This is a genomic window from Algibacter mikhailovii (genome assembly GCF_014651495.1).
Taxonomy (GTDB): domain Bacteria; phylum Bacteroidota; class Bacteroidia; order Flavobacteriales; family Flavobacteriaceae; genus Algibacter_E; species Algibacter_E mikhailovii.
This window is the reverse complement of record NZ_BMWZ01000003.1, coordinates 14,963-38,838: the sequence shown is the minus strand read 5'-3', so window position 1 is coordinate 38,838 and position 23,876 is coordinate 14,963. Positions and strand designations below refer to the sequence as shown.

General features: G+C 34.7%; 12 protein-coding genes. 3 read left to right on the top strand and 9 right to left on the bottom strand.

Annotated elements, in window-relative coordinates; genetic code table 11:
- Positions 1-197: 197 nt before the first annotated feature.
- From IE051_RS06315 to IE051_RS06300, 4 genes are all read right to left on the bottom strand, one after another.
- Positions 198-1,613, bottom strand: coding sequence for an MBOAT family O-acyltransferase (locus IE051_RS06315; RefSeq protein ID WP_189359949.1), 1,416 nt, complete (start codon positions 1,611-1,613; stop codon positions 198-200).
- Positions 1,614-1,615: 2 nt separating this feature from the next.
- Entirely contained in the window at positions 1,616-2,653 is a 1,038-nt protein-coding gene (locus IE051_RS06310) for a hypothetical protein (protein ID WP_189359948.1), read from the bottom strand.
- A gap of 588 nt (positions 2,654-3,241) precedes the next feature.
- A complete protein-coding gene (locus IE051_RS06305) occupies positions 3,242-3,967 on the bottom strand; it encodes a hypothetical protein (protein ID WP_189359947.1) in 726 nt (241 codons plus the stop codon).
- A gap of 243 nt (positions 3,968-4,210) precedes the next feature.
- On the bottom strand, positions 4,211-5,536 hold the full coding sequence (locus IE051_RS06300; RefSeq protein ID WP_189359946.1) for an MFS transporter: 1,326 nt from the start codon (positions 5,534-5,536) through the stop codon (positions 4,211-4,213).
- 479 nt (positions 5,537-6,015) lie between these two features.
- Here IE051_RS06300 and IE051_RS06295 point away from each other — a divergent pair, with 479 nt between their 5' ends.
- Positions 6,016-6,969, top strand: a complete 954-nt coding sequence (locus IE051_RS06295; protein WP_189359945.1) for a T9SS type A sorting domain-containing protein — start codon at positions 6,016-6,018, stop codon at positions 6,967-6,969.
- A 56-nt stretch (positions 6,970-7,025) separates the two neighbouring features.
- On the opposite strand, the gene lysA is transcribed toward IE051_RS06295, so the two are convergent.
- Positions 7,026-8,258 carry a diaminopimelate decarboxylase gene (gene lysA / locus IE051_RS06290; RefSeq protein ID WP_189359944.1) on the bottom strand — a complete coding sequence of 411 codons (1,233 nt, stop codon included), beginning with the start codon at positions 8,256-8,258 and terminating at the stop codon, positions 7,026-7,028.
- A 199-nt stretch (positions 8,259-8,457) separates the two neighbouring features.
- On the opposite strand from lysA, the gene sucC reads away from it, so the two are divergent.
- Entirely contained in the window at positions 8,458-9,648 is a 1,191-nt protein-coding gene (sucC, locus tag IE051_RS06285) for an ADP-forming succinate--CoA ligase subunit beta (RefSeq protein ID WP_189359943.1), read from the top strand.
- 44 nt (positions 9,649-9,692) lie between these two features.
- Here sucC and IE051_RS06280 read toward each other — a convergent pair whose 3' ends face one another.
- Positions 9,693-9,965: a DUF1456 family protein gene (locus tag IE051_RS06280; RefSeq protein WP_189359942.1), complete on the bottom strand. Its 273-nt coding sequence runs from the start codon at positions 9,963-9,965 to the stop codon at positions 9,693-9,695.
- 372 nt (positions 9,966-10,337) lie between these two features.
- Here IE051_RS06280 and IE051_RS06275 point away from each other — a divergent pair, with 372 nt between their 5' ends.
- Positions 10,338-10,751, top strand: coding sequence for a TerB family tellurite resistance protein (locus IE051_RS06275; RefSeq protein ID WP_189359941.1), 414 nt, complete (start codon positions 10,338-10,340; stop codon positions 10,749-10,751).
- A 59-nt stretch (positions 10,752-10,810) separates the two neighbouring features.
- Here the strand turns inward: IE051_RS06275 and uvrB are convergent, their stop codons facing one another.
- The 3 genes from uvrB to IE051_RS06260 all read right to left on the bottom strand — a co-directional run bounded on the left by uvrB (position 10,811) and on the right by IE051_RS06260 (position 23,791).
- The gene (gene uvrB, locus IE051_RS06270; RefSeq protein WP_189359940.1) at positions 10,811-12,814 is read right to left on the bottom strand and encodes an excinuclease ABC subunit UvrB; all 2,004 of its coding nucleotides are present in this window, start codon (positions 12,812-12,814) and stop codon (positions 10,811-10,813) included.
- 27 nt (positions 12,815-12,841) lie between these two features.
- Positions 12,842-18,517, bottom strand: a complete 5,676-nt coding sequence (locus IE051_RS06265) for a T9SS type B sorting domain-containing protein (RefSeq protein WP_189359939.1) — start codon at positions 18,515-18,517, stop codon at positions 12,842-12,844.
- A 150-nt stretch (positions 18,518-18,667) separates the two neighbouring features.
- On the bottom strand, positions 18,668-23,791 hold the full coding sequence (locus IE051_RS06260; protein WP_189359938.1) for an FIDD domain-containing protein: 5,124 nt from the start codon (positions 23,789-23,791) through the stop codon (positions 18,668-18,670).
- Between the last annotated feature and the right edge of the window lie 85 nt (positions 23,792-23,876).

Genomic DNA, 23,876 nt, shown 5'->3' with positions numbered 1-23,876 from the left:
GTCGTCATATAATTTATCGTTTAGAGTTAAGTTGCTTATTGGGACGTTGTACATTTTTTAGTAGCGATCAATAGGTCGTGATTTCAGATCAAAAATAAGTTTCGAATAAGCACATGGACTCCATATTTATATTTTAGTAGAATGTTAATGCAATAGCGTATTTTGCATCTTTTGTTTTCTAAATTTAGTCCTTATTTCTAAAACTGAAAATAAATAAACTGTTCACCACTCCCTTGAGCAATAATTATTAAAAAGGTCATGATGGCCCAAACAATACCCAAAATATAGGGCGGTGTTTTTAAAGACACTTCTTTCATAGAGGTATTTCTCATAATCCAATGACACAAAAATAATATAGCAATTACAACGGTTACTTTTATGATGCTAAAAGTATCTAGTATTTTTGCACCTTCAGATTGTGCGTAAAACATAGATTTTATCATGTTCCAAGCTGTTTTAAAAGATCTTGCTCTAAAGAAAACCCATGTAATATTAACACAGCTAAAGGTGATAAAGGCGAGGAATATACCATTCCATTTAGTTATTTCAAAAGGTATATACCGTCTTTGCAAACGTTCTAAAATGAGGTATGTCCCATGTAAACCACCCCAAACCATAAAAGTCCAAGCAGCTCCATGCCAAAGACCACCTATGAGCATGGTAAGCATAAGTGCTACATACATTCTGGTAATGCCATGACGGTTTCCTCCCAAAGGGATATACAAATAGTCTTTTAACCAACTGGATAATGATATATGCCAACGTTTCCATAAATCGGAAAACCCCAAGGAGGCATAAGGGTATCTGAAGTTGTCTGGTAATACAATCCCTAGCATGAGCGCAATGCCTATGGCACAGGTAGAATAACCAGCAAAATCAAAAAATATTTGCCCGGAAAAGGCAATGGTGCCTACCCACGCATCTACACCATGTAGTAATTCTTTTGAGCCAAATACCTTATCAGCTGTTTCAGATAGCAAGGTGTCTGCCATTACAACTTTTTGAAATAACCCAATAGTTAAAAGAAACAGCCCCCAAATAAATTGTTCTGAAGTAGCTTTTTTCTCTTCATAAAACTGTGTAATTAAGTCTTTAGCTCTTACAATAGGACCGGCAACCAGCTGCGGAAAGAATGTAACATACAAAGCAAAATCAAGGAAGGTCCTAGCACGTTCAGTTTTTCTTTTATACATGTCGATGGTATAGGACATGGTTTGGAAGGTATAGAACGAAATTCCCATAGGAAGAATAATATCCATTGGTTTCGCTTGAAAATCTATGCCTATACTATTTACTATGATTACAAAATTTTCTAGTAAGAAATCACCATATTTGAAGAATCCTAAAAACCCTAGATTAACGGCCATGCTTAAAATAAGCCACATTTTGCGCTTCGTTTGATTTTCTTCAACAGCTAATTGTTTACCAGCTGTCCAGTCAATCATGGTTGAAATCCATAATAGTATGACTAATGGCGGATTCCATAAGCCATAAAAGACATAACTGGATAGCAAGAGCATTCTTTTTTTGTTCGTCCAACCAAATAATTTGGAATAGTATAGCACTAAAACAATGATTAAGAATAAAATGAAACTTAATGAGTTAAAAAGCATAATTATTTGGTTTTATGGTTAGGTAAAACGTTATCTTTTTTTAAAATTTCTACGAGTTCTTTGGTGAAAAAATTTGCATCTTCAAGAGATAGGTGTGATTCTTCAGGGCAGGTTAAGTTTTTTAACTGGGCGTAATCTTCAAAGTGGTAGCTTTTTACCTGAGCAACATGGACTAAAGAATCCCAAAATCTGTCGCGGGGTAACCCCATGTTTTCTCCAATTCGTACGCCCCCACTTGAAGGCGGTCTCACCAAAATAAGATTACCACCTCTTTCTTTGAATTTTTTCACATCGTGCATAAAGAACGCTGTGGTGGCATCTTTTTCTGGTGGGGGTGAGCCCTTACCAAAGAAATGCCATACTTTTATAATGGAGTTGGCAAAGGCAGTATCAGTTGCAGCTCTCGGCATCATGCTCATATTTCTAGGAAGCGATACATCTCCAAAATTATAGAATGGAGGCGTTGGAGGAAGTGTATCGAGTTTCCCCCAATTAATACGCTTTAATAAGGCTTTTAGATCAATATCATCATTCCATTCTTCTTCATCGGCTGACATTAAAACTAAATTTTGTTGTAATGGAACAGATAATAAAAAATTGAGCCTTTGCGCATAAGTTCTGTTAAAGTAAAAGTCTACCTTAGATTGCGGTCTTTCCCATGGAAATGCCTTCGGATAGGTGGTTGAAAATAGTAAGCCAGGTGTGACTCCTACAATTATAGTTCCATTAAATTCTGTGTTATTTACAATGTCATGAAAGGTCGGTAGAGGAGAAGATCCTGTAGAAGCTAGTTGTAAAGGTTCTTTTCCGGTTTCATTTTTCCATTGTCCCACTTGAATATCAAAATACGCTCGAGAAGAGCCGAGTATTATAACATCTTCTTTTGTGGCTTCTTCTACTTTAGCTCTGGTCATTGCCCATAGAGCTTTCTCATCGTTTAACGTTGGGTGTAGCCCTTGAGCCCGCCAGTAGGATTCCCAAGAAGTGATGCCTATAATTACGAATATAAGGGCAATTATTAACGATTGTTTTAACTTCATTTTCTGGTTGGTTTTGGTTGTTGTTTTATTAAATAGCCATCGCTTGTTAGTATATTTTCCAAAAAAGAGGTATTGATTTAATATCTTTTATTTCTTCCCCAAACATTCGTGCTAAAATTATATCCTGTTCTTGAATTACTTAATAGAATTAAATCGCTGGTCCTTAGTGTTTTAATTAACATTTTATGTTCACCCCATAAGTATCCATCATGTTCTAAATAGACCATAAAATATTCTGGTTTAGTGTGCCATACAATTCTAAAAAAGTTAAGGCTATTGAAATTAGCCACGATGCAGGAATAATTGATAGTTTCAGTTTGGTTATCATCTTAATGAATTGCATGTTAAACCAAAAAAAAAGGGTTACGAAAAGAAGGAGATAAACTTAGATAGTATATTCTTAATAGCTAAAGCAGGTTGAAAAAATAGGCCATACTTTAGTAAAATACCAAAAGAAAACGACATTATAAAAAATAAAACATCAGGTAATATGGAAATGTTTCCTTTTTTCGAACTCTTGGTTTGTAATAATACAGTAATGCTTAGATGGTATTAAGCATTACTGTATTATTTGATTCTAGAATGTGATTAAAATGAAAGTTCTGGCATAAGCTCATACATGTAAGACCAGTCACTTGAAACTGAAGCTCTAAATTTCGCTCTTAAGGCATCAGTTTTCTTCTTGCCATTAGCATCTTCATAAATTTTCCAAACACCGTCTTGATCATTGTCTAAGTCAGCAAAATTTTTGAAAGGTGTGGATACAAAGTAATCAGGAACATCAGGACCACCGCCAACAACGCCATACCAAAGGCCTCTTGAAGAACCTTCAGCATTTTTAAGAGCTGTATTTACTTGTTTAACTACATCTTTGAAATCTGTTGAATTATTAACTTTTACACTGTAAACCCATACAACGGTAGTACCCTCAGGTAATTTATCCATACTATAGTCAGGCATGGATCTGGCAATATTGTAATGAATGCCTTTTACATGCGGTCTAATTGAATTAACGACAGTCATGCGACATGCTTTTGCTGCCGGGTCGCTATCTTCATCCATTTCCGCCCAGTTGGCCATTGCGCTTGTTAAAGTAAAAACGCTACCTTTACCTTGTACTCTTCTCCACATATTCCATGGCTCTTTTCCGTCGTTTTCCTTGTAGCATTTTTTCCAGGATTTTACACCCTCAATAAATTGAGCTGTATGCCCATATTTAACGCTAATTTCGCTCATGTTTAATAAAAAGCTTTCATTTTCTTGTGACAATACTACCATTGGAATTAATAGCAGTGTGAGAATTAATTTTCGCATAATTTTGGTTTTGGTTATAATTGATTTTAAATAGTTACAGTTTTATTGCATTCAGTGTTTTAATACTAATGCGTTTAAAATTAAAAAATCAATTTAGGGCTGGTCTATGCTATTAATTCAACTATTGAGAATTGTACTCTGGTGGTTAGTAAGAGAATTCTAAATTTAGTAAAATTTTATTAAAAAAGCAGTGTTTATCTTGTAATAATCGGGATTGTAATTAAGTGTCTGTTTATTAAGTGTTTAGGTTTTGTTGAAGGTGTTAAGTTTGTTTCTGTGTTCTTTAAAGTTGATAATTTTAACGAGTATTATAGTAAATAGAGGAGATAAAGCAGTACATAATAAAACATACTCCCAAGACATGAGATCCTTGAGTGTGCCAACAAGACCAGACCCAATGGCACGGCCCATGTTTGAAAGTGCCATAAACATTGTAAATTGTGTTGCTGCAACAACCTGCCAACATAGTTTCATACTTGCCGCAAACATACCAATACATAAGAATGTATAAAACAAGGAGTAAAGTAAGATAAACCCAAAGATAAATTTATCATTGCTCCAGAAATGGGGTAAAAAGGCCAAACCGCCAATTAAAACCATTATTATAAAAAGATAAATAATAATCATCTTTTTATCCCCAAAAAAATCAACAAGCGCCCCGCCTGCGAACATACCAAAAATACCGCCTACAACAGAAGTAATTGAATAAACTTCGGAATATGATGTATTGGTCCACCCCAATTGTTGAATGGTAAAAATAGGTAAAAGCGTATCAACCATACCATACAGGGCGCCATTTATAATGGAGGCAATTCCCATTATAATAGTGGAAGGTAGAATAACTACTTTTAAAATGCTAGTAATTATTTTTTTCCAGCTTTTTAGTTGGGATTTTTTTGAATTTTCATGGGCTTTACCATCTGTCCATGGCATTAATTTTTCTCCAGATCGTTCTCTTATGAATACAGGTACAAGTATAATAAATGCAACGGCGATAGATAATGAAGAAACAGCACTTGTAAATCCTAACATATTAATAAGTGCGGTGCCAATGACTAAAGATAAAGCTGTTCCAATAGTTTTAGACCCCCACATTAAACCATTTGCTCTTGCCTGTTCCTGCAGAGGTACAACGTCTATGACCATGCCATCTGTGGCAACATCTTGAAAGGCTCCAAAAAAGCTAATAAAGAAGCCTGCAATCATTAATTCGTTTAGATTATTTAAAGGATCATGAATTAAGCCAATAGACAAAAAACTAACTATTAATCCTAGTTGACCAAAAATAACCCAGGGTCTTTTTCGCCCCATAGCTAGTATGGTAAATCTATCCATGAATGGTGCCATAAGAATTTTAAAACTCCATGGTATGCCAATAACGGCTACAAAGCTCGCAATTTCAGTAGGTGTTTTATTGTTCATTGCCAACCATGCCGGAATAGCAAAAAAGGTAATGCCTTCCGGGATACCTTGGGCTATATAAAGTGTAGAGAAAGTTATGTAACGTAGTACTGGATTTTCAGAAAGGAATAGCCTGTTTCTTTCTAATTGTAAGGTTTTTAATTTCAAATTGGTTGGTTTAGATAAATATCATAGAATTAAAGCTAAGCATAAGTTAGAGCTAAAAAACTAAGGCGTGTGGTATGTATGATAAAAATGTTTAGAAAAGAAGCAGAACACCACACGAAAAATACCATTGAATTTTCTCATAATTATATCTTTTGAATTGTAACTAACAAAAAGATTTAGGGTATTGTTTTTTAAGATAGTTTAAAATATTGAATATTAACAACTTGTTTTCGGAAAACATATGAAAAATGGCATATGATTAAAATTGCGTTAACATTTGTTTATCAGTTTTGTGTTAATCCACCAATTTGGGAAACTCATAATTGGATTACGACCGGGATATTATAATCAATATTTATGTAAAACCTCTAATTCAAGTTTTATTATATATTCTACATACTGTAGGATAACTACGATATGCGGGAACTCCTTTTTTGTAATTTTGTTATGTTTAAATTAAAACAATAAAACAAATTCTCATGAAATTAAGAATAATAACGACATTACTAGTATTTATAAACTTACATGGTTTTTCTCAAGCGGACATTGAGTCATTTCAAAGTGCCACAGGTTCTCAATATTATTTGCTAACAGGAGCTATTGATCAATCGCCGACAGGAGCTAATGTGTCTTGGGATTTTACCGGACTTGCGGCAACAACAACATTATTAACCGATACGTTTGTTGAAACACCTCCTAACTCAGTAATTCGAACAAGTGAAGGTTCTATTTTAATAAGTGAAATTGGACTAAATACTACCGATGATGTATTATCTGTTACATCTGCATTGTCATCAGGTATTCAACTGTCTTATACTAATTTTGCCGTTATAGGCGCTTTTCCTTTAAGTTATGGTTATTCCAATACTGACGATCTAGAGGGTACGTTTACAGGACCAGTTTCAGGTAATATATTAAACTCTAGCACTATTGATGTAGCAGTTGACGCATGGGGTATTTTAAAACTAGAAGCTTTTGACGGTGCTGTTACGCGTTTGAAAATTGTGCAAAATTTAAATCTTTTGGTTGGAGGACTTGTTCCTGCTACTGGTACTCAGACTACATACTTTTATTATGACGCAAATAGTGATGATCTTGTTTTTAGATCTACGCGTCTTCAAGTCCCCCTTGCCAATATTGATAATACAACTATGGAAAGTTTATCATCATCTGTTTTAAGTACAACAACGTTTAAGGGAATTGAAGCCGATTTAAAATTAACCAATAACCCAGTGAAAGATATACTTAGATTAAGTGCTAATGACGGAGTAGAAGTTAATGCCATCAGTATTTCAGATTTGTCTGGACGGGTAATTTTAAAGCTTGAAACTAAAAAAGCGATTGTAGATGTAAGCCATTTGCCATCAGGTATGTATGTCGCTTCAATACAAACCCAAAGGGGAATAATTAATAAGAGGTTTATTAAACAATAAATTCAATAACTATATTAGACAAAAAAAGCGTTTCAAAATTGAAACGCTTTTTTTAGTTATGCGATGACTTTTTCCTTTTTAGGTGAAAAATCAAGTTCTACTTGATTCCTTAATATATCGTCAAACGTTTCTCGTTTTCTTATCACATGTGCTTTGTTATTATACCACAGTACTTCTGCTGGTCTGCATCTTGAATTATAATTACTGGCCATTGAGAAACAATAAGCCCCTGCATTTTTAAAACAAAGTATATCCCCTTCTTTAATTTCGTTTATACGTCTATTATTTCCAAAAGTATCAGTTTCACAAATATAGCCTACCACGGTGTAAAAACGTTCACGTCCATTAGGATTGGAAATGTTAACGATATCATGGTGAGAACCGTAAAACATTGGGCGAATTAAATGATTAAATCCTGAATCCACTTGAGCAAAAACAGTAGACGTAGTTTGCTTTACAGCATTAACTTGAGTTAAAAAGCTACCAGATTCACTAACCAAGAATTTTCCAGGCTCAAAAGCCAAGGTTAAATCTTTACCGTACTCTTTACAGAACGCATTAAATCTATTTGATAATTTCTTACCTAATTCTTCAATATTGGTTTCAATATCACCTTCTTTATAAGGTACTTTAAACCCAGAACCGAAATCAATAAAGTCTAAATTTTTGAATTGCTTTGCTGTGTCAAATAATATTTCACTCGCATAAAGAAATACCTCAATATCTAAGATGTCACTACCCGTATGCATGTGAATACCATTGATATTCATTTTAGTATTTTCAACAATACGCAAAATATGAGGTATTTGATGTATGGAAATACCAAACTTAGAGTCAATATGGCCTACCGAAATATTGGCATTTCCACCAGCCATCACATGGGGATTAATACGAATACAAACAGGTGTTTTAGGATGTTTAGTTCCAAACTGTTCTAGAATAGATAAATTATCAATATTAATTTTAACACCTAACTGGGCCGCTTCTTCTATCTCTTGTAAAGAAACACCATTTGGTGTAAATATAATTTGTTCTGGAGAGAACCCTGCAGCTAACCCTAATTGAACTTCTTGTATAGACACCGTATCAATTCCTGAACCTAGAGATTTAAAAAGCTTTAAAATAGATATGTTAGATAATGCTTTTACAGCATAATTAAGTTTTAAATGTTTTACGCTTTTAAAGGCATTTGTTAATCGATGATATTGAGATTCTATTTTTTCAGCATCATATACATAAACTGGACTTCCGAAATCTTGTGCAATTTTCAGCAATTGATTTTCTAACATAATATTCAAATTTTTGTCAAAGATATTTTTTTATCGAAAATTACAAAGCATTAGATGAAATATTATACAAAATAAACATTTTGTTAATTATTTAACAATTACAATGTGTCAATAAATATTAAAAGTTTTAATAATTAAATATTAGGGTAAGTTAAGCCTATTATTTACATTTGTGATTCTTATAATTATACAGCATATTATGAATTTACACGAATATCAAGGTAAAGAAATATTAAACAGTTTTGGGGTACGCATCCAAAGAGGTATTGTTGCCCAAAATGCTCAAGAAGCAGTGGCAGCAGCAAAGCAATTAACTAGTGAAACAGGAACTAGTTGGCATGTTATAAAGGCTCAAGTCCATGCAGGTGGAAGAGGAAAAGGAGGAGGCGTTAAGCTTGCTAAAAACTTAAGAGAGGTTGAAGAAATAGCTGGACAAATCATTGGAATGGATTTAGTTACTCCGCAAACTTCAGCAGAAGGTAAACGAGTGCATCAAGTATTGGTTGCAGAAGATGTATATTATCCAGGTGAATCGGAAACCAGTGAGTTTTATGTGTCTGTGCTGTTAAATAGAGGTACAGGACGAAATATGATCATGTATTCCACAGAAGGAGGAATGGATATTGAAACAGTAGCTGAAGAAACGCCACATTTAATTTTTACAGAAGAAGTAGATCCTGCAGTTGGTTTGATGCCATTTCAGGCAAGACGCGTGGCGTTTAATTTAGGATTATCTGGTTTAGCCTTTAAAGAGATGACAAAGTTTGTTACTAATCTTTATACAGCTTATGTGAAATCAGATTCATCTTTATTTGAAATCAATCCTGTACTTAAAACAAGCGATAATAAAATAATGGCGGTAGATGCGAAAGTAACTATTGATGATAATGCACTTTACAGACATAAAAATTATGTTGATTTAAGAGATGTGCGTGAAGAGAGTGCCATTGAAGTTGAAGCTGGTGAATTAGGCTTAAATTATGTAGACCTTGACGGGAATGTTGGGTGTATGGTGAATGGAGCAGGGTTAGCAATGGCTACTATGGATTTAATTAAGCAAGCAGGGGGAGAACCGGCTAACTTTTTAGATGTAGGAGGAACTGCGGATGCTGCACGTGTTGAGGCTGCTTTCAAAATCATATTAAAAGATCCAGCAGTTAAAGCGATTTTAATTAATATTTTTGGTGGAATTGTACGTTGTGACCGTGTAGCTCAAGGTGTTATTGATGCTTACAAGAATATGGGGAATATTAATGTACCTATTATTGTACGTTTGCAAGGAACAAATGCTGATATAGCAAAAGAGTTAATTGATAATTCAGGATTAGACGTAATGAGTGCAACTGAATTTCAAGAGGCCGCTGATAAAGTACAGCAGGTATTAGCTTAGCTAATATTTAAATAATAGTTATTAAAAAGAGTAACCCTTAGGAGTTACTCTTTTTTTTGTTTTCTACCTTCTCCTTTGGGAGTCGATTTTTGTTTGGGAGGCATAGGACCTCGCATATGAATAACTAAGCCATTCAAAAAATTTCTTAGAATTTGATCCCCACATTCTACATATTTTGGGTGATCTTCTCTTCGGAAAAAAGCACCAAGTTCACTTTTAGATATTCTAAAATCTACAAGAGCTAAAATTTTTACAATATCATCGTCACGAAGTTTTAAAGCAACGCGTAATTTTTTTAGAATATCATTATTTGTCATAGGGTGGCAATTCTAAAGCCTTTAGCTGATGCATTTCATCGATTTCTTCTAGAGTAACCATGCTAATTGGCGTTTTGTTGAATGTGTAAAGATACTTTAATTATTAAATCTAAAAAACGTACGAATTTTGCTGCGAAAATAATTGTTAATTACCTGTATTGTAATACTTTACAGGTGTTTTTTTACGCGGTTATCCTAGAAGGTTACAAAAGATGAAGTGCTGTTTTTTAGGATAAAAAAATAGAAGGGTTGATAAAGTATAACAAAATCACGATTAAATACGTCCTTGTTTTCGATAAGTGACGAATAATCAGGGATTATTAAAAGGCTCTTCTGTGTAACTTTATATTATTAATAAGAAATCACTAAGTAATGGTTAATAGAGTAGAAAAATTAAGTCTTTTGTCTGAAATGATAGCTTTTGCAAAACATGACAAAGATATAAGAAATATGGAGTATAATTTTTTATTAGGTGTCGCTAGACAGCTAGAGATTACGCGTACTGATTTTGAATATTTAATTAATCACCCTGTAACTTATACCCATTTAAAATCTCATAGTGAGCGTATTGTACAGTTTCATAGACTAGTTCTTTTAATGAATATAGAGCAGGAATCTAATGAAGACAATAACTCTAAGAGCGTTATAAAATTATACAATTTTGGATTAAGAATGGGGCTGAGTCATGAATCTATTACCAAGGTACTCTATTTAATGGAAAGCTTTCCTAATAAAATTGTACCACCAGATGTATTAATAGATATTTTTAAAACCCAATATAATTAATAGCAAAGATAGGTGGGAGTATCATGTTGCCCACTTTTTGGGAAAAGAAAAGCTAAAAGTTACACTTTTAGCTTTTCTAGTTTATCCTGATAACTTTTAATCTCATCACGGAGTTTAGCTGCAACGATAAAATCTAGTGCTTTTGCAGCCTGTTCCATAAGCTTTCTTTTTTCGCGAATCTTATTTTCAAGTTCAGGCTTACTCAAATACAAACTTTCTGGTTCAGCAGCCTTGGCAGCTTCGAGTTCATAACTGTATGTACTTACAGAGTTTTTAGTCAGAACGTTATCTAAATTCTTATTTAAGGCCTGAGGTTTTAAATTATTTTCTGTGTTATAGGCTATTTGTTTTTCTCTTCTGTATGCGGTTTCGTCAATGGTTTTCTGCATACTTTTTGTTACTTTGTCAGCATACATTATGGCTTTACCGTTTAGGTTTCTAGCAGCGCGGCCTACGGTTTGTGTCAAAGAACGCGCCGAGCGCAGAAAGCCTTCTTTATCTGCATCCAGAATAGCAACTAAGGATACCTCAGGTAAGTCTAAACCTTCACGAAGTAAATTAACACCAACTAAAACATCAAATAGTCCTTTACGTAAATCCTGCATAATTTCAACACGTTCCAACGTATCTACATCACTGTGTATATAGCGACATCTTATTTGAATACGATCAAGGTATTTAGTAAGCTCTTCTGCCATACGTTTGGTTAGGGTCGTTACCAATGTGCGTTCATCTTTTTCAATACGCTGCTGGATTTCTTCAATGAGATCATCGATTTGATTCAAGCTTGGTCGAACCTCAATTATTGGGTCTAATAAGCCTGTTGGTCTTATCACTTGTTCTACGTAAACACCATCTGTTTTTTGTAGTTCGTAATCTGCAGGGGTAGCACTTACATAAATCACTTGCCTTTGAATGGCCTCAAATTCTTCAAATTTAAGAGGCCTGTTATCCATTGCAGCCGGTAATCTAAATCCATATTCTACTAAGTTTTCTTTTCTACTGCGGTCACCACCATACATGGCGTGTACTTGAGAAATGGTGACATGACTTTCATCAACTACCATTAAATAATCATCTGGGAAATAGTCTAATAAGCAGAAGGGTCTTGTTCCGGGTAATCTTTGATCTAAATAACGTGAGTAATTTTCAATACCTGAGCAGTAACCAAGTTCCCGAATCATTTCAAGGTCAAATTCTGTACGTTCTTTAAGACGTTTGGCCTCTAGATGTTTGCCAATTTCTTTAAAATAATCGTGTTGTTTCACCAAATCATCTTGAATGGCAGTGATTGCGTTTTGGAGCACATCAGGCGATGTGACAAACATGTTTGCCGGGTATATAGTGAGTTGATCATATTTTTCAACCACTTGATTTGTTTGAATATTGAATGACTCAATATCTTCAATTTCATCGCCAAAAAAATGAATCCTAAATGCGTCATCTGCATAACTCGGAAAAATATCAACAGTATCTCCTTTTATTCTAAAATTACCATGTCTAAAATCGGCTTCAGTTCTAGAGTAAAGACTTTGCACCAATTGATGAAGTAATTTTGTTCTTGAAATGACTTGGTCGCGTTTCAAGGAGATCACACTTTTTTGAAATTCAATAGGGTTTCCAATACCATAAATACAGGAAACGGATGCTACTACTAACACATCTCTGCGTCCAGAAAGTAGGGAAGAGGTTGCGCTCAAGCGCATTTTCTCAATTTCCTCATTTATAGATAAATCCTTTTCTATAAAAACGCCAGTAACAGGAATGTAAGCTTCTGGTTGGTAGTAATCATAATAAGACACAAAGTATTCCACAGCATTGTTAGGGAAGAACTGTTTAAACTCAGAGTATAATTGTGCAGCAAGCGTTTTGTTATGAGCTAAAACTAAGGTTGGCCTTTGCACTTCTTCAATGACATTGGCAACCGTAAATGTTTTCCCTGACCCTGTTACTCCTAGTAAGGTTTGATACTTTTCATTAGATGAAATACCATGTACTAATTGTTTTATAGCTTCAGGTTGGTCACCTGTAGGTTTGAATTCGGATTCTATTTTAAATTGCATATGGCAAAATTAAGCAAAATAGTTATGCTATCGTTTCAAAGCAAAGTGTCCTTGAAGATTTAGACGTTCTCCTTTATAATTAATGTCAGCATTAAACCAGTAATCATCTGCAGGCATATTGGCGCCATTATAAGTGCCATCCCAACCAATGGACGTGTGAGGTAGTGTTTTTAGCAATTTACCCTGACGGTTATAAATATAAATAAGTGTTCCATTAAGTTGGTCAACCCCCGTAATATGCCAAGTATCATTATAGCCATCGTTATTGGGCGTAAAGTATTTGGGCGTGTCAAAAACCATGACATCTTTAGTTACTGAGCTGCAGCCATTTAAATCTATGATTGTAATTTTTCGTAATCCCAATCTAACATTATCAAAGAAATTGGAACGTTGTGGTTCTTCATCATCTATTTGATATAAGTAATCTCCAATACCACTAATTGTAATGGTGATGTTATTAGGGTCTGAAAAATCTACGGTTTCCTCAAATTCAATTGTCGCTTGTTCTGACTCGATAACATTAAATGATTTCGAAGTAACACATCCAAAAGCTGAGGTAACGGTTAGGTTGTAATCTCCAATTTCTGTAATATCTATTTCCGGCGTGGTTTGCCCACCTGGTAACCACAGATAAGTATCTGTTGGAAAGCCTGTGTCTACATTTACTTGCAATGGGAAATTGTCGAGACAGATTACCTGATCTTCAATATTATTTACTGGTTTTCTTCTAACGAAAACTAAGAAATTGGTAAGACTGTAACACCCTGTAACTTTATTTTCTATTCGGGCATATATCTGTGCATCCGTATTTACCGTGTGAAAATCATTCAGTTTATTTATTAATCCATTGGCGTTGTTTTCGTCTAAGAAATAAGAGATTTCAAAGTCATTAGCGTTTTGATTGCCAATAATTTGACTATTCTGCTGTGTCAAATCAAATTCATAACTATTATCATAATCATCATCACAGGCTTCCATATTATTTGGTGTGATCGCGATTGGTAATGGGTTTATAATGAGTTGGAAGGGATATACATAATGACAACCTCTTGAACGAGATTCAATTCTAATATATATAGTGTCACTTGTGGTTGTGTAGTTGTAATCAAAACCTAATGCATCAATGCCATTTTCTGCATTTAACGCAGTACTATAATAACTTATTAGTGCATCAGAGTCATTGTTAACAATGATATTGTCTATGGTGCTTAAATTAAAGTATTTGGTCGGGTTATCACAAATTTCATAGGTGTTAAACCTTATGATTTCGGGAGGTGATGTTACAATAAGTTCTTGACTTATTATGTTATAGCAATTAGCCGAGATATTAAAAACTTTAATATATACATTCTGAGGTTGTGATAAATTGGTATAATTGGTTGGATTTGAAATGGCTGCTGCGTCGTTATCGATGTCATCTAAATTGTCATAAAACGAAACAATAATGTTATCTGAAGGTATGGCAAATAATGCAGCTTCGTTTGTAGAAATATCAAATACAACAGTTTCATCATAATCAACATCACACTGTACAAGCGGGTCTACATTATTAGGGTAGAGGTGAACAATGGTGTTAAATTGTGTGGTGCTATAGCAGCCCGTTACATTATTTTCTATTCTAGCGTATATTGTTTGGCCATTTTGGGTGTTGAAATTACTTGATAAGCTAGAAATAGCAGAATTAGCAGAAGCCAAGTTATCATAATAGGATACCGTAAAGTCAACGGGGTTTTGCCCTCCTAAAATGCTGTTATTCACAGAAGCTAGGTTTACGAACTCAAAGCCATCAGCAGTTGAATCATCACATATTTCAAGATCGTTTGGTTGATTGGCAATAGGTAAAGGGTTGATTTTAAGTTGAAAAGGATATACATAATGACAACCTCTACTTGCAGACTCTATTCTTAGGAAAATGGTGTCGTTAGTGGTTACATAATTATAATCTGTACTTATTGCATTAGTACCATTTTCTGCATCTGTATCATTCGAATAATATGAAATTATTGCGTCAGAATCATTATCGGATATTTCAGAATTAATGGTGTTAAGGTCGAAATAACGACTGGGGTTATCACATATTTCATAGGTGTCAAATCTTATAATAGGTGGCGGTAAATCGACAACAAGATCAATAGGTAGGCTTACATAACAATCTGATATGACATTGTTGATTTTAATAAATACTTGCGAAGGATTTGCTAGGTTATTGAAATTCTCAGGATCAGTAATAATTTCTGTATGGTTATCTACTCCGGTTTGTGACGTATGATATGTTATTTCTAGATTATTTTGTCTTAGATCCAAAATTTGCAGCTCAGATAGGGTTAAGTCAAAAGTAGCTAAACCATCATAATCAGTATCGCAGACTCTTAATGGTGAAGGTTCTGTGGTATTTGGAACTTGAACCACGCTAAGGGCAAATGAGGTGGTACCATGACAATAGGTACCATTTGTAATTCTAGCATAAATTTGTTGGGGATTGACCGTATTAGAGAAAACCGGATCTATTTCATTAAATCCGTTTTCTGCATCAAAACTACTGGTATGAAGTGTTATGGTTAAATTATCATTGATGCCTGCCTTCATAGCTTCAATTCTAGAATTAAGGTCAAATATTTCTATGGCATCATTTGAAATGTCGTCGCAAACTCGAAAATCTTCAGGCTCATTAAATAGCGGAATAGAACCTACTTCTAAATCAAATGAAGAAGTACCATAGCAATCTTGGTCAGATATACTTTCAACCCTAACGAAGATATCTTGAGGGTTTGATTTGTTTTCATAGGCATTAAACTTATCAATTTCATTTGTTCTGTTAATGGCGTCTTGCTCGGTTTCAAAGTAAAGCACCTGTTTTCCAGATTGTCCATTAAGAATTTCGGTATCTTTAGTATAAAAATAAAAATCGGTTATTTCATTTCCATCTGATTCACAGTTTTCAAAAGTGCTAATATCTGGAAATACGGGAAGCGTATTTACATTAACAAAAACAGTTGAAATGTTAAAACAAGATGTGGTTGTGCTTTCTACTCTAAAATAAATATTTTGATTGGTGGCATTAAATGACTCAGGAGTATCAATAGGGTTTTGATTGTTAAACGCTTTTCCGTAATCATCGAAATAAGAGATTTCTAAATTGGACGTATCTGAAACAATATCTGGTACTATTTGAGTTAAATCAATAATAGAAAAAGCATCTTGATCATCATCACAAATAATTATTGGATCCGGAAAATTTACTGCCGGAGCAGTAATTATATTAAGTTGAATGGGCTTAACAGCGACACAACCACTTTGAGGGTTAGTAACTCTAATAAAGATTTCTTTTGGATTCTCATCATTAAAATACGTTTCAGGTAATCTGTTTTCGTCATTCAGCGCATCTGTTTCAGATAAATAGTAATTGATGGTTACCGGAGATATGCCTTGAGTTAGTTCTGCATTAAAGGTTTCAAGGACTATAGACGTAAAACCATCAGTATCGGTATCACAGTAGTCCAAACTATTTATGTCTGGTAGCTCTAATGCAGGATTTATTACTAAATCTATTAGTAAATTTACTATACATAAATCATCCACAACCTGAGTGTAAATGGTCGTTGGGCTTGTGTTAACTGTTAAAGGAATAGCTTTGTTCAAAGGATTGATTTCGGCATCTAAATCTTCTTGACTTCTATAAAAAATCACCTCTAAATTGGCGCCATATTCTCTTATTATGTCCTCCTCAATTTCTAAGAGGTTAAAATCTTCAATGCCGTCGTTAGATATATCATCACAAACTGAATATCGGTCATAATCATTACCATTTTGTACTAAGTTTGTTGTGAGCTGAACAGTGGTAATTGAATAGCAACCTGTTTCGGCATCTTCCACTCTAACATAAATTATTTGCGTGTTTATGTTTACATTTTCATAATCTGTAACGTTCTCTATCTTATTAAGACCGGACATAGCATCTTCTTCATTTAAATGAAATGTGGTACCGGCATCAGTAACACCATTTAAGATACTGCCCAAAACAGTAGTTAAATCAAAAACAGCAAAGCCATCTGAGTTTTCTTCACAGGCATTAATCCAATGGGGATCTTCTATGTTGATTTTTGGATTTGGTTTTACCGTCACCTCTATGGTCGTTGTGTTATGACAGCCAGTGAAAGGATTGTATACTCTCACAAATAGAGTGTCTGTTGGGTTTGTGTTTTGGTATGGGGGATAGATAGGGTAAAAACCACTATCCGCATCTTCCTGCGAATAATGGTAGGTCACTTGAAGCGTGCTATCATTATTTGTAATCCCATCATCCGCCTGTGTTAAGTCAATAATAACAAATCCATCATTATCAAGATCTTCACAAACAATTAAAGGTTCAGGAGCTGTAACATCTGGAACTTCATTTACCATTAAGTTAAATGTTGAGAACGCAAGACAGCCATTGTCAATATCTTCAATTCTTACATGAATGGTTTCTGGATTTGCTTTATTCTCGTATGCAGGCGGTAAGCTGTTTGTTTTATTTACGGCATCATTATTAGAAGTATGGTATGAAATCACGTAATTACCACTAGGGACAGAAAACCTAATTTCATCGTTTTTAGTATTAAAATCAAACGTTTCTATGCCGTCATTGCTTTTGTCATCGCAAAGAATATAATCTTGAATTCCTGTAGAAACTTGTTCTCCTTCTAGCGTGATTTCAATATCATCTGTAATAATACAAGAGGTGCTATTTACCTGGATTGTAATTTGTACAGTATAACGCCCAGAGGCTTCTACCTTATATTCAGGGTCAGTTGCACCGGGAATTAGGACATCGTTTAAAAACCAACTATAGGTTGCCTGGTTGTTATTAATATTAGCATCTAAGTCAACTGTTGTAGCACAGGTTGAAATATCTGGACCTAAATCTACAGACGCATTAAAACTATTACCTTCAATAAAAACGGCGGAATCAAACTTGTAGTCGGTTTGATCAGCGATGACTAGTTTAATATGATATTTTACATTTGGTGTGATTGCAGCATTAGCAGTGAGTACCTTTGTTCTTCCATTAAAGTTGGTGTCACCAGAATTTAATCTGTCAAAATAAGCTTCATTTTCAGCAGGACAAAAACCCACAATATTTTCATGAATCGTTTTTGTGTTTACAGGGGTATTAGTTCCTGGAATAAGAGCAATATTTTGGTAAGGATCTGAACTGCCTGCTTCTCTGATTAAGAATGCAAATCCATCAGAGTATTCACAAGGGTTGTTTTGATAGTATTCTTCTGAGGCTAAGAGATAGTTAAATTGAATTTGATTAGAGAAGGATACAAAATCAAACTCTACGGAGGTTGCATTTATTGTATTTGATATGTTTAGGGCGTCTTCAAGGTCTGTATCGGTTTTCCAATTATCATCGCCTTCAGCTAAAATTTCCGTGTTAACCACATTTCCAGCTGAATTCACGTTACCTGTTGAAAGTACAATGCCATTTTCAAAAGGGAAATTTGATGCGCCTTTTTCAAAATAACCATAGCTTTCTATGTTACTACTGCTACCATTAACAGAAGAAGTTATATTGGTGATTTCAACACAACCTTCTGCTAGATTATTAGATATAAGACTTTCCAAAGAAGCCGAACTATCCGTAGTAATTTGTTGCGCATTAGTTGTAAAGTTAACTAATAAGCCAAGCAATAAGGTTAGTGAAAAAATAGTTTTCATGCTTATGGTAATTTTCATTAATCTTAGCAAAACATGCGCATAAGATAAACTAAGAGAGGGAGTAAATTTATTTAAAAAAATGAAGAATATCACGGCGAGATAGAACTAAATCAGATATTTACGATAAAACGGTTTTTTTAGGGGTGTAAATTACCGTTTTAAGGTAAAATGACCTGAAAATTCTCTACCATCTTCCAACATTACTCTAAACCAATAATCATCTGAAGGAAGCTTTGCCCCATTAAATGTACCATCCCAACCATTAGAGTTTATCGTGAGTTGTTTTAACAATTTACCATAGCGGTCATAGATTAAAATCACACTATTGGGTTGACTTGTTGATGACAGCCCTTCTATTTTCCAGTAATCATTATAACCATCGCCGTTTGGCGTAAAAAATTTGTCATGACCAATTACAGCAATATCTAAGGTTGCTGTGCCGCAAATGTCATCCTTAACATAAATGGAATAGAAGCCTGGAATCACATTGTAAAAAGCTGGATCATTTTGATAAGTAATGAAGTTTGAATCCTCAGATTTTAAAGCATATTGATAGTTTCCAGAACCTAAGTTTGTGGTATCTATGGTAACCGTGTTATTTTCTGACAGGTCATTAATGGTGACATCATCAGCTGTGATTGTAGCCAATTCTGAGGCATCAACAAATATTTCTTGACTACTAGAACAACCGGTACCGTCTGTTTTTGTTAATACGATGCTATAAGTACCAGGTTTAGAAACTGTAATTCTACGGTCATTTGAAATAAACTCATTTTTTGTTGATTCATCTAAACTTGTCCAAAACCATTTATACTGAAATGTTTCAGATGTGTTCTCTTCAAATGGTTCAAGAACAATAGAAAAGTTTGGGTCAGATGAACAAACTAGTCTTGGCGTCTCAACCGAGAAGACTGGTAATGGGTTTACCGTTAAAGTGATTTCTGTAAAATCAGAACAACCATTATTAATTGGGTTTATAACTTCAGCCTTAATAACTTGACTTTTTGAAATCAACGGATTTGGTAGGCTGGACTGTTTAACTTGTAAGGTGCCATTTTCATCTATATAGTCATAGTAAATAGCCATGTTTGATTGAGATCCTAAAATGGTATTTGTGAAATTGGATGTGTCAAATGGATAATAACCATCATCATCAATATCTCCAGCGGAGCCATCACAAGCTATTTGATCGATAATTGGGTTTGCTATAGCTTGTTCATGTACCGTAAACGTTAATGTTGTTTCATCATAACAGGGTCCATTAGTAGCTGAGGTTATTGCATTGGTAACGCGAACATTTATGGTTTGATTGGTACTCAAATATGGGTTTGGTAATGGACTTGGTAACATGACTCCGGTAGCATCAAAATATGTTATAATTACGGCATTAGAGTCCTGACCAGCTAGTATATTATTTTCGATTTCAGCAGTATCGAAAGGAAAAGAAAGGATATCATCAGTTAAATCATAATCACATTGACTGTCTATGGTTACTGAATTTGCAACCGGTAATTGTTCCACAATGAGTAAGTTAGGGAACACTTTGAGCCCAAGACAATCGTTCCCGGCATCACTTTTTACACGAACCCAGATATCTTGGTTATTTGGAGAGTTGGTGTTTTGATGATTAGTTATGTCTGGTATTTGATTAATTTCAAGTTCGGCGTCTGACTGGCTCTCATAAAATTGAACGGAAACCGTGAATGACGCAAAAATAACATCCTTGATATAGGTTTGAATTTCTGAGAAATCAAATGTTGAAATGCCATCCCTTACATTTGCGCCGTCATCACAACGGTAGAAGGCGTCTGGTGTGTAGGCTTCTAAGGCAGTACTGGAAGGACTAACTTGAAGGTTTAAAGATACCACGCTAAAACAGTTATTAGGATTTTCAATCCGAATCCAAACCGTTTCAATAGCGGACCCTAAACTATTCTGATAGGCTTCAGGATTGGCGATTCTATTCGTGTCCAATTCAGCTTCATTTTCAGATTCGTAATAAGTGAAAACTAAATTTTCAGCACTGTAATTTGGGTTAATTTCTTCTTTAATAGTATTTAATGTTAAGTTGAAAAATGCTTGACCATCATTTGATACGTCATCGCACTGTGTATATATACTTGGGATATTTACACTGGGTAAAGGATAGATAGTCAATTCAATTACATCAGAATATAGCCCGCATGTGTTCCCAATTCTATCAAGTTTTACGCGATATAAATATTTATCAATGCTTGATGGAATATTAGTGAAATTTAAAGTATTTGTTTGAGAACCACTATATATCAAGTCATCTGAAATAGGAGTCCAATTTGTTCCATCCACACTGAATTCCCATTGAAATGTTTCAGCCTCGGGAGAGTCCACAAACATCATACCTGAAGCGAACAAACATATTTGGGTATTAGTGGGTTGTAATGTTATGGAGAGTGGTGCATAGTCTAAATAGGCACCATTAGGTGTGATATAGCCATCATTTGCATTATTAACTACGCCATTTTCATTTACCGTTGGTGGTAAATCGCCCAAAAAGTCATTGTTATTTCCATCTGAGAAACCAGCTTCAATAACATCGCTACAGCTATCGCCATCACTATCAGAATCGTAATAATTAAAGGATTTATCAGAATCTGTATCACTAACCTCAAAACCTATTAGGTTGCTGTCAGGAGCACTTTCTGCATTATCATCCCAACCATTGACGCCAATAGTCGCATTAATATTGTCAATGATACCATCTAGATTTGTGTCATTGAGTGCACTACCAGATTCTTCTAAGTCATAAATACCATCATTGTCACTGTCCAGATCGTAAAAATCAAAAACACCATCGATATCGCTGTCTAAAGGAACTTTAATTGGTTCAAATTGATCATCAAGGCCATCATTATTGGCGTCAATGCCGCTTAATGTTAAAACTTGCCCTTCGCCTTCTAAAATATCAGGAATACCATCATTATCACTATCCAAGTCAAAAGAATCTTTTATCCCATCAAGGTCATTATCGTTTTTAAAACAAGTCAAAGCCATTTGAGTCTGAAAATTTGATGTATCTAAAGTATTTTGAAGGTTGTGAATAAATTGAAATCCATCAACCTGATTTGCTCGAAATTCATAGGGTGTATTGCCATTAGGATTCGGATTGTATTTGAAATGAATTTCTGATCCAGATATCTGAGTAACACCCGTTTCAAAAAGGCCGTCAAAATTAGAGTCAACCAGTAATCTATTGTCTGGATCAACTAAAGTGATGTTTTTGTTTACCGGTAAAACTTTGAATATGAAGACTTCATTTGAAACCGAAGTATGAATGTAAGCGGTGTCTTCAGATAATTTTATATTAACGGATTCAGTAAATGTCATGTCATAGCTATTCTCTCCGTTTGTGTCTGGAGGAATGGTACTTATAATATTTCCGGTAGCCGTTAGTCTAATTGAGCTATTGCCTGGGGTTGTTCGGTTTATAACAATATTGTCTGTGGCTATAGTTGAATTAATCGAACCATCTTGAAATATAAGTCTAGGAGGTCTTGTGTTGGATAAGTCCATAACTACATCTCCTTTAGATTCTGTACAATTCAGGATACCGTCATTATCATTATCAATATCTAAATTGTCAATAATACCATCATTATCGCGATCATCAGGACAAATACTAACAGGAATTTCTATTGATTCAAGCTCTTCACCGGTACAGGTGATAATACCCACTAATTTATATTTACCGGGAATTGAAGGCGAAAATTCCGGAATATTTATCATTAAATCAATAAAACCTGATCCAGAACCATCATCAAATAACCACTTAAAACTGTCAAAGTTTTCTGCATTTGCCGCTTCTAAAGTGATATTAGGAATACAATTACCTAAGGTTTCAAACTGTGGGTCAAAACTAATCTCAGGAGCTGATGGGAAGCCCGAATAAAAACTACCTGAAGTGGCAGCGCCATTATAATTGAAATAGGCACAATACAATTCGTCCGAGCTTTGAACAGAAATATTACCATTTAAACCTTTTATCTTGTAAGTAACATAATCAGGTTTTCCATCAACAGCACTTGGTGTTGTATTAATGGGGTTGTTATTAATGGTAATTGTGGCACCTACTTTAGTTACTATTGAAATTCCGCCTTGGTAATTGGTATTACCAATATTGTTAATGTTGGCTATGTTATCAAGATTACCCCTTGTTTCACAACTTAGAGGAGGTACAAAAAACATACCTTGATTGGCTTCGCTTGGAGAACCATTATTTCCTAAGCCTCCAACCCCTTGATAAGCGAAAACAGGTTCAGAGGTTTCTATATAAAGATTGCCGTTTGTGTTAAATTGATTGCCTTCAATTACAGTATAAGGAAACGAAATTGGGGTTGCAGGGCCTCCATTAATTTTTATCGTGGTTCCTGTTGTGTGAGGAACAAGTAGAACGTTCTCCCATTCATTATCGCCATCACCTCTAACAAAAATATATTCTTTTCCAACTTTTGATAGGCCTACTATTTGGTCTATACCGTAGTCGCGGCCTCCACCACTTCCAAAACTACCATTTGCTGAACCACAATTAACTGCGATAGGTTTATCTGAAGTGATAAGGGTACCTATTAGTCCATCTTGATTTATAACCGAATCAAAACTATTGGTGGCTATAGTGTAACTTTCACCCTTATTTAAAGTTGAAGTTACCGGTGTGGTTCCTGTGTAGTTTTTTATGATTAACCCAGCTGGAAGGTTATCGAATGTAATACTAGTATTGTCCTCAGAGGCCATCACTGAAACAAAATTCAAATAATTACTTTGTGGGTTTTGATTGGTAAAACTTCCTACCCTGAATGTGTTTCCCAGAGCTGAAATACCCTTACTCACTAAAGCACCAGCCTGGGCACTTCCACCAGCATTCATTCTAACAGATACATAGATTGGCGCATCGGCCTCAATAATATAGCCCTTGTTACCTACCACTGTACTGCTTTCTGTTGAAGCAATAAATAATTGACTGTTTCCTGAGCCTATTGGAATTTCTTGAGTATTGGTATTTGATACGGTACCTGTTATGTTACTAGATGATGGCATGCCTATAGGTATTATGGTATAAGCAACATCAGCTTTACTGGTTGTAGATAAATAAATATATTGATCATCTGGATTTGCATTACCAAAAGAAGAACTTGTTAAAGGTGGTATAAAATGTGTTTTACTTAGTTGGGAAAAACCAAAATATCCCGAAAATAGGAACAGAAACAGGAGGATATGCAGTTTGTAATTTAGCAGGTGCATTTTTTTAGTTAGGGCTATTTTATTAGGGTCTTTTTACCAAGAACGGCTACTAAAATAAGTTATTTAATTAAATATGACTTTACAA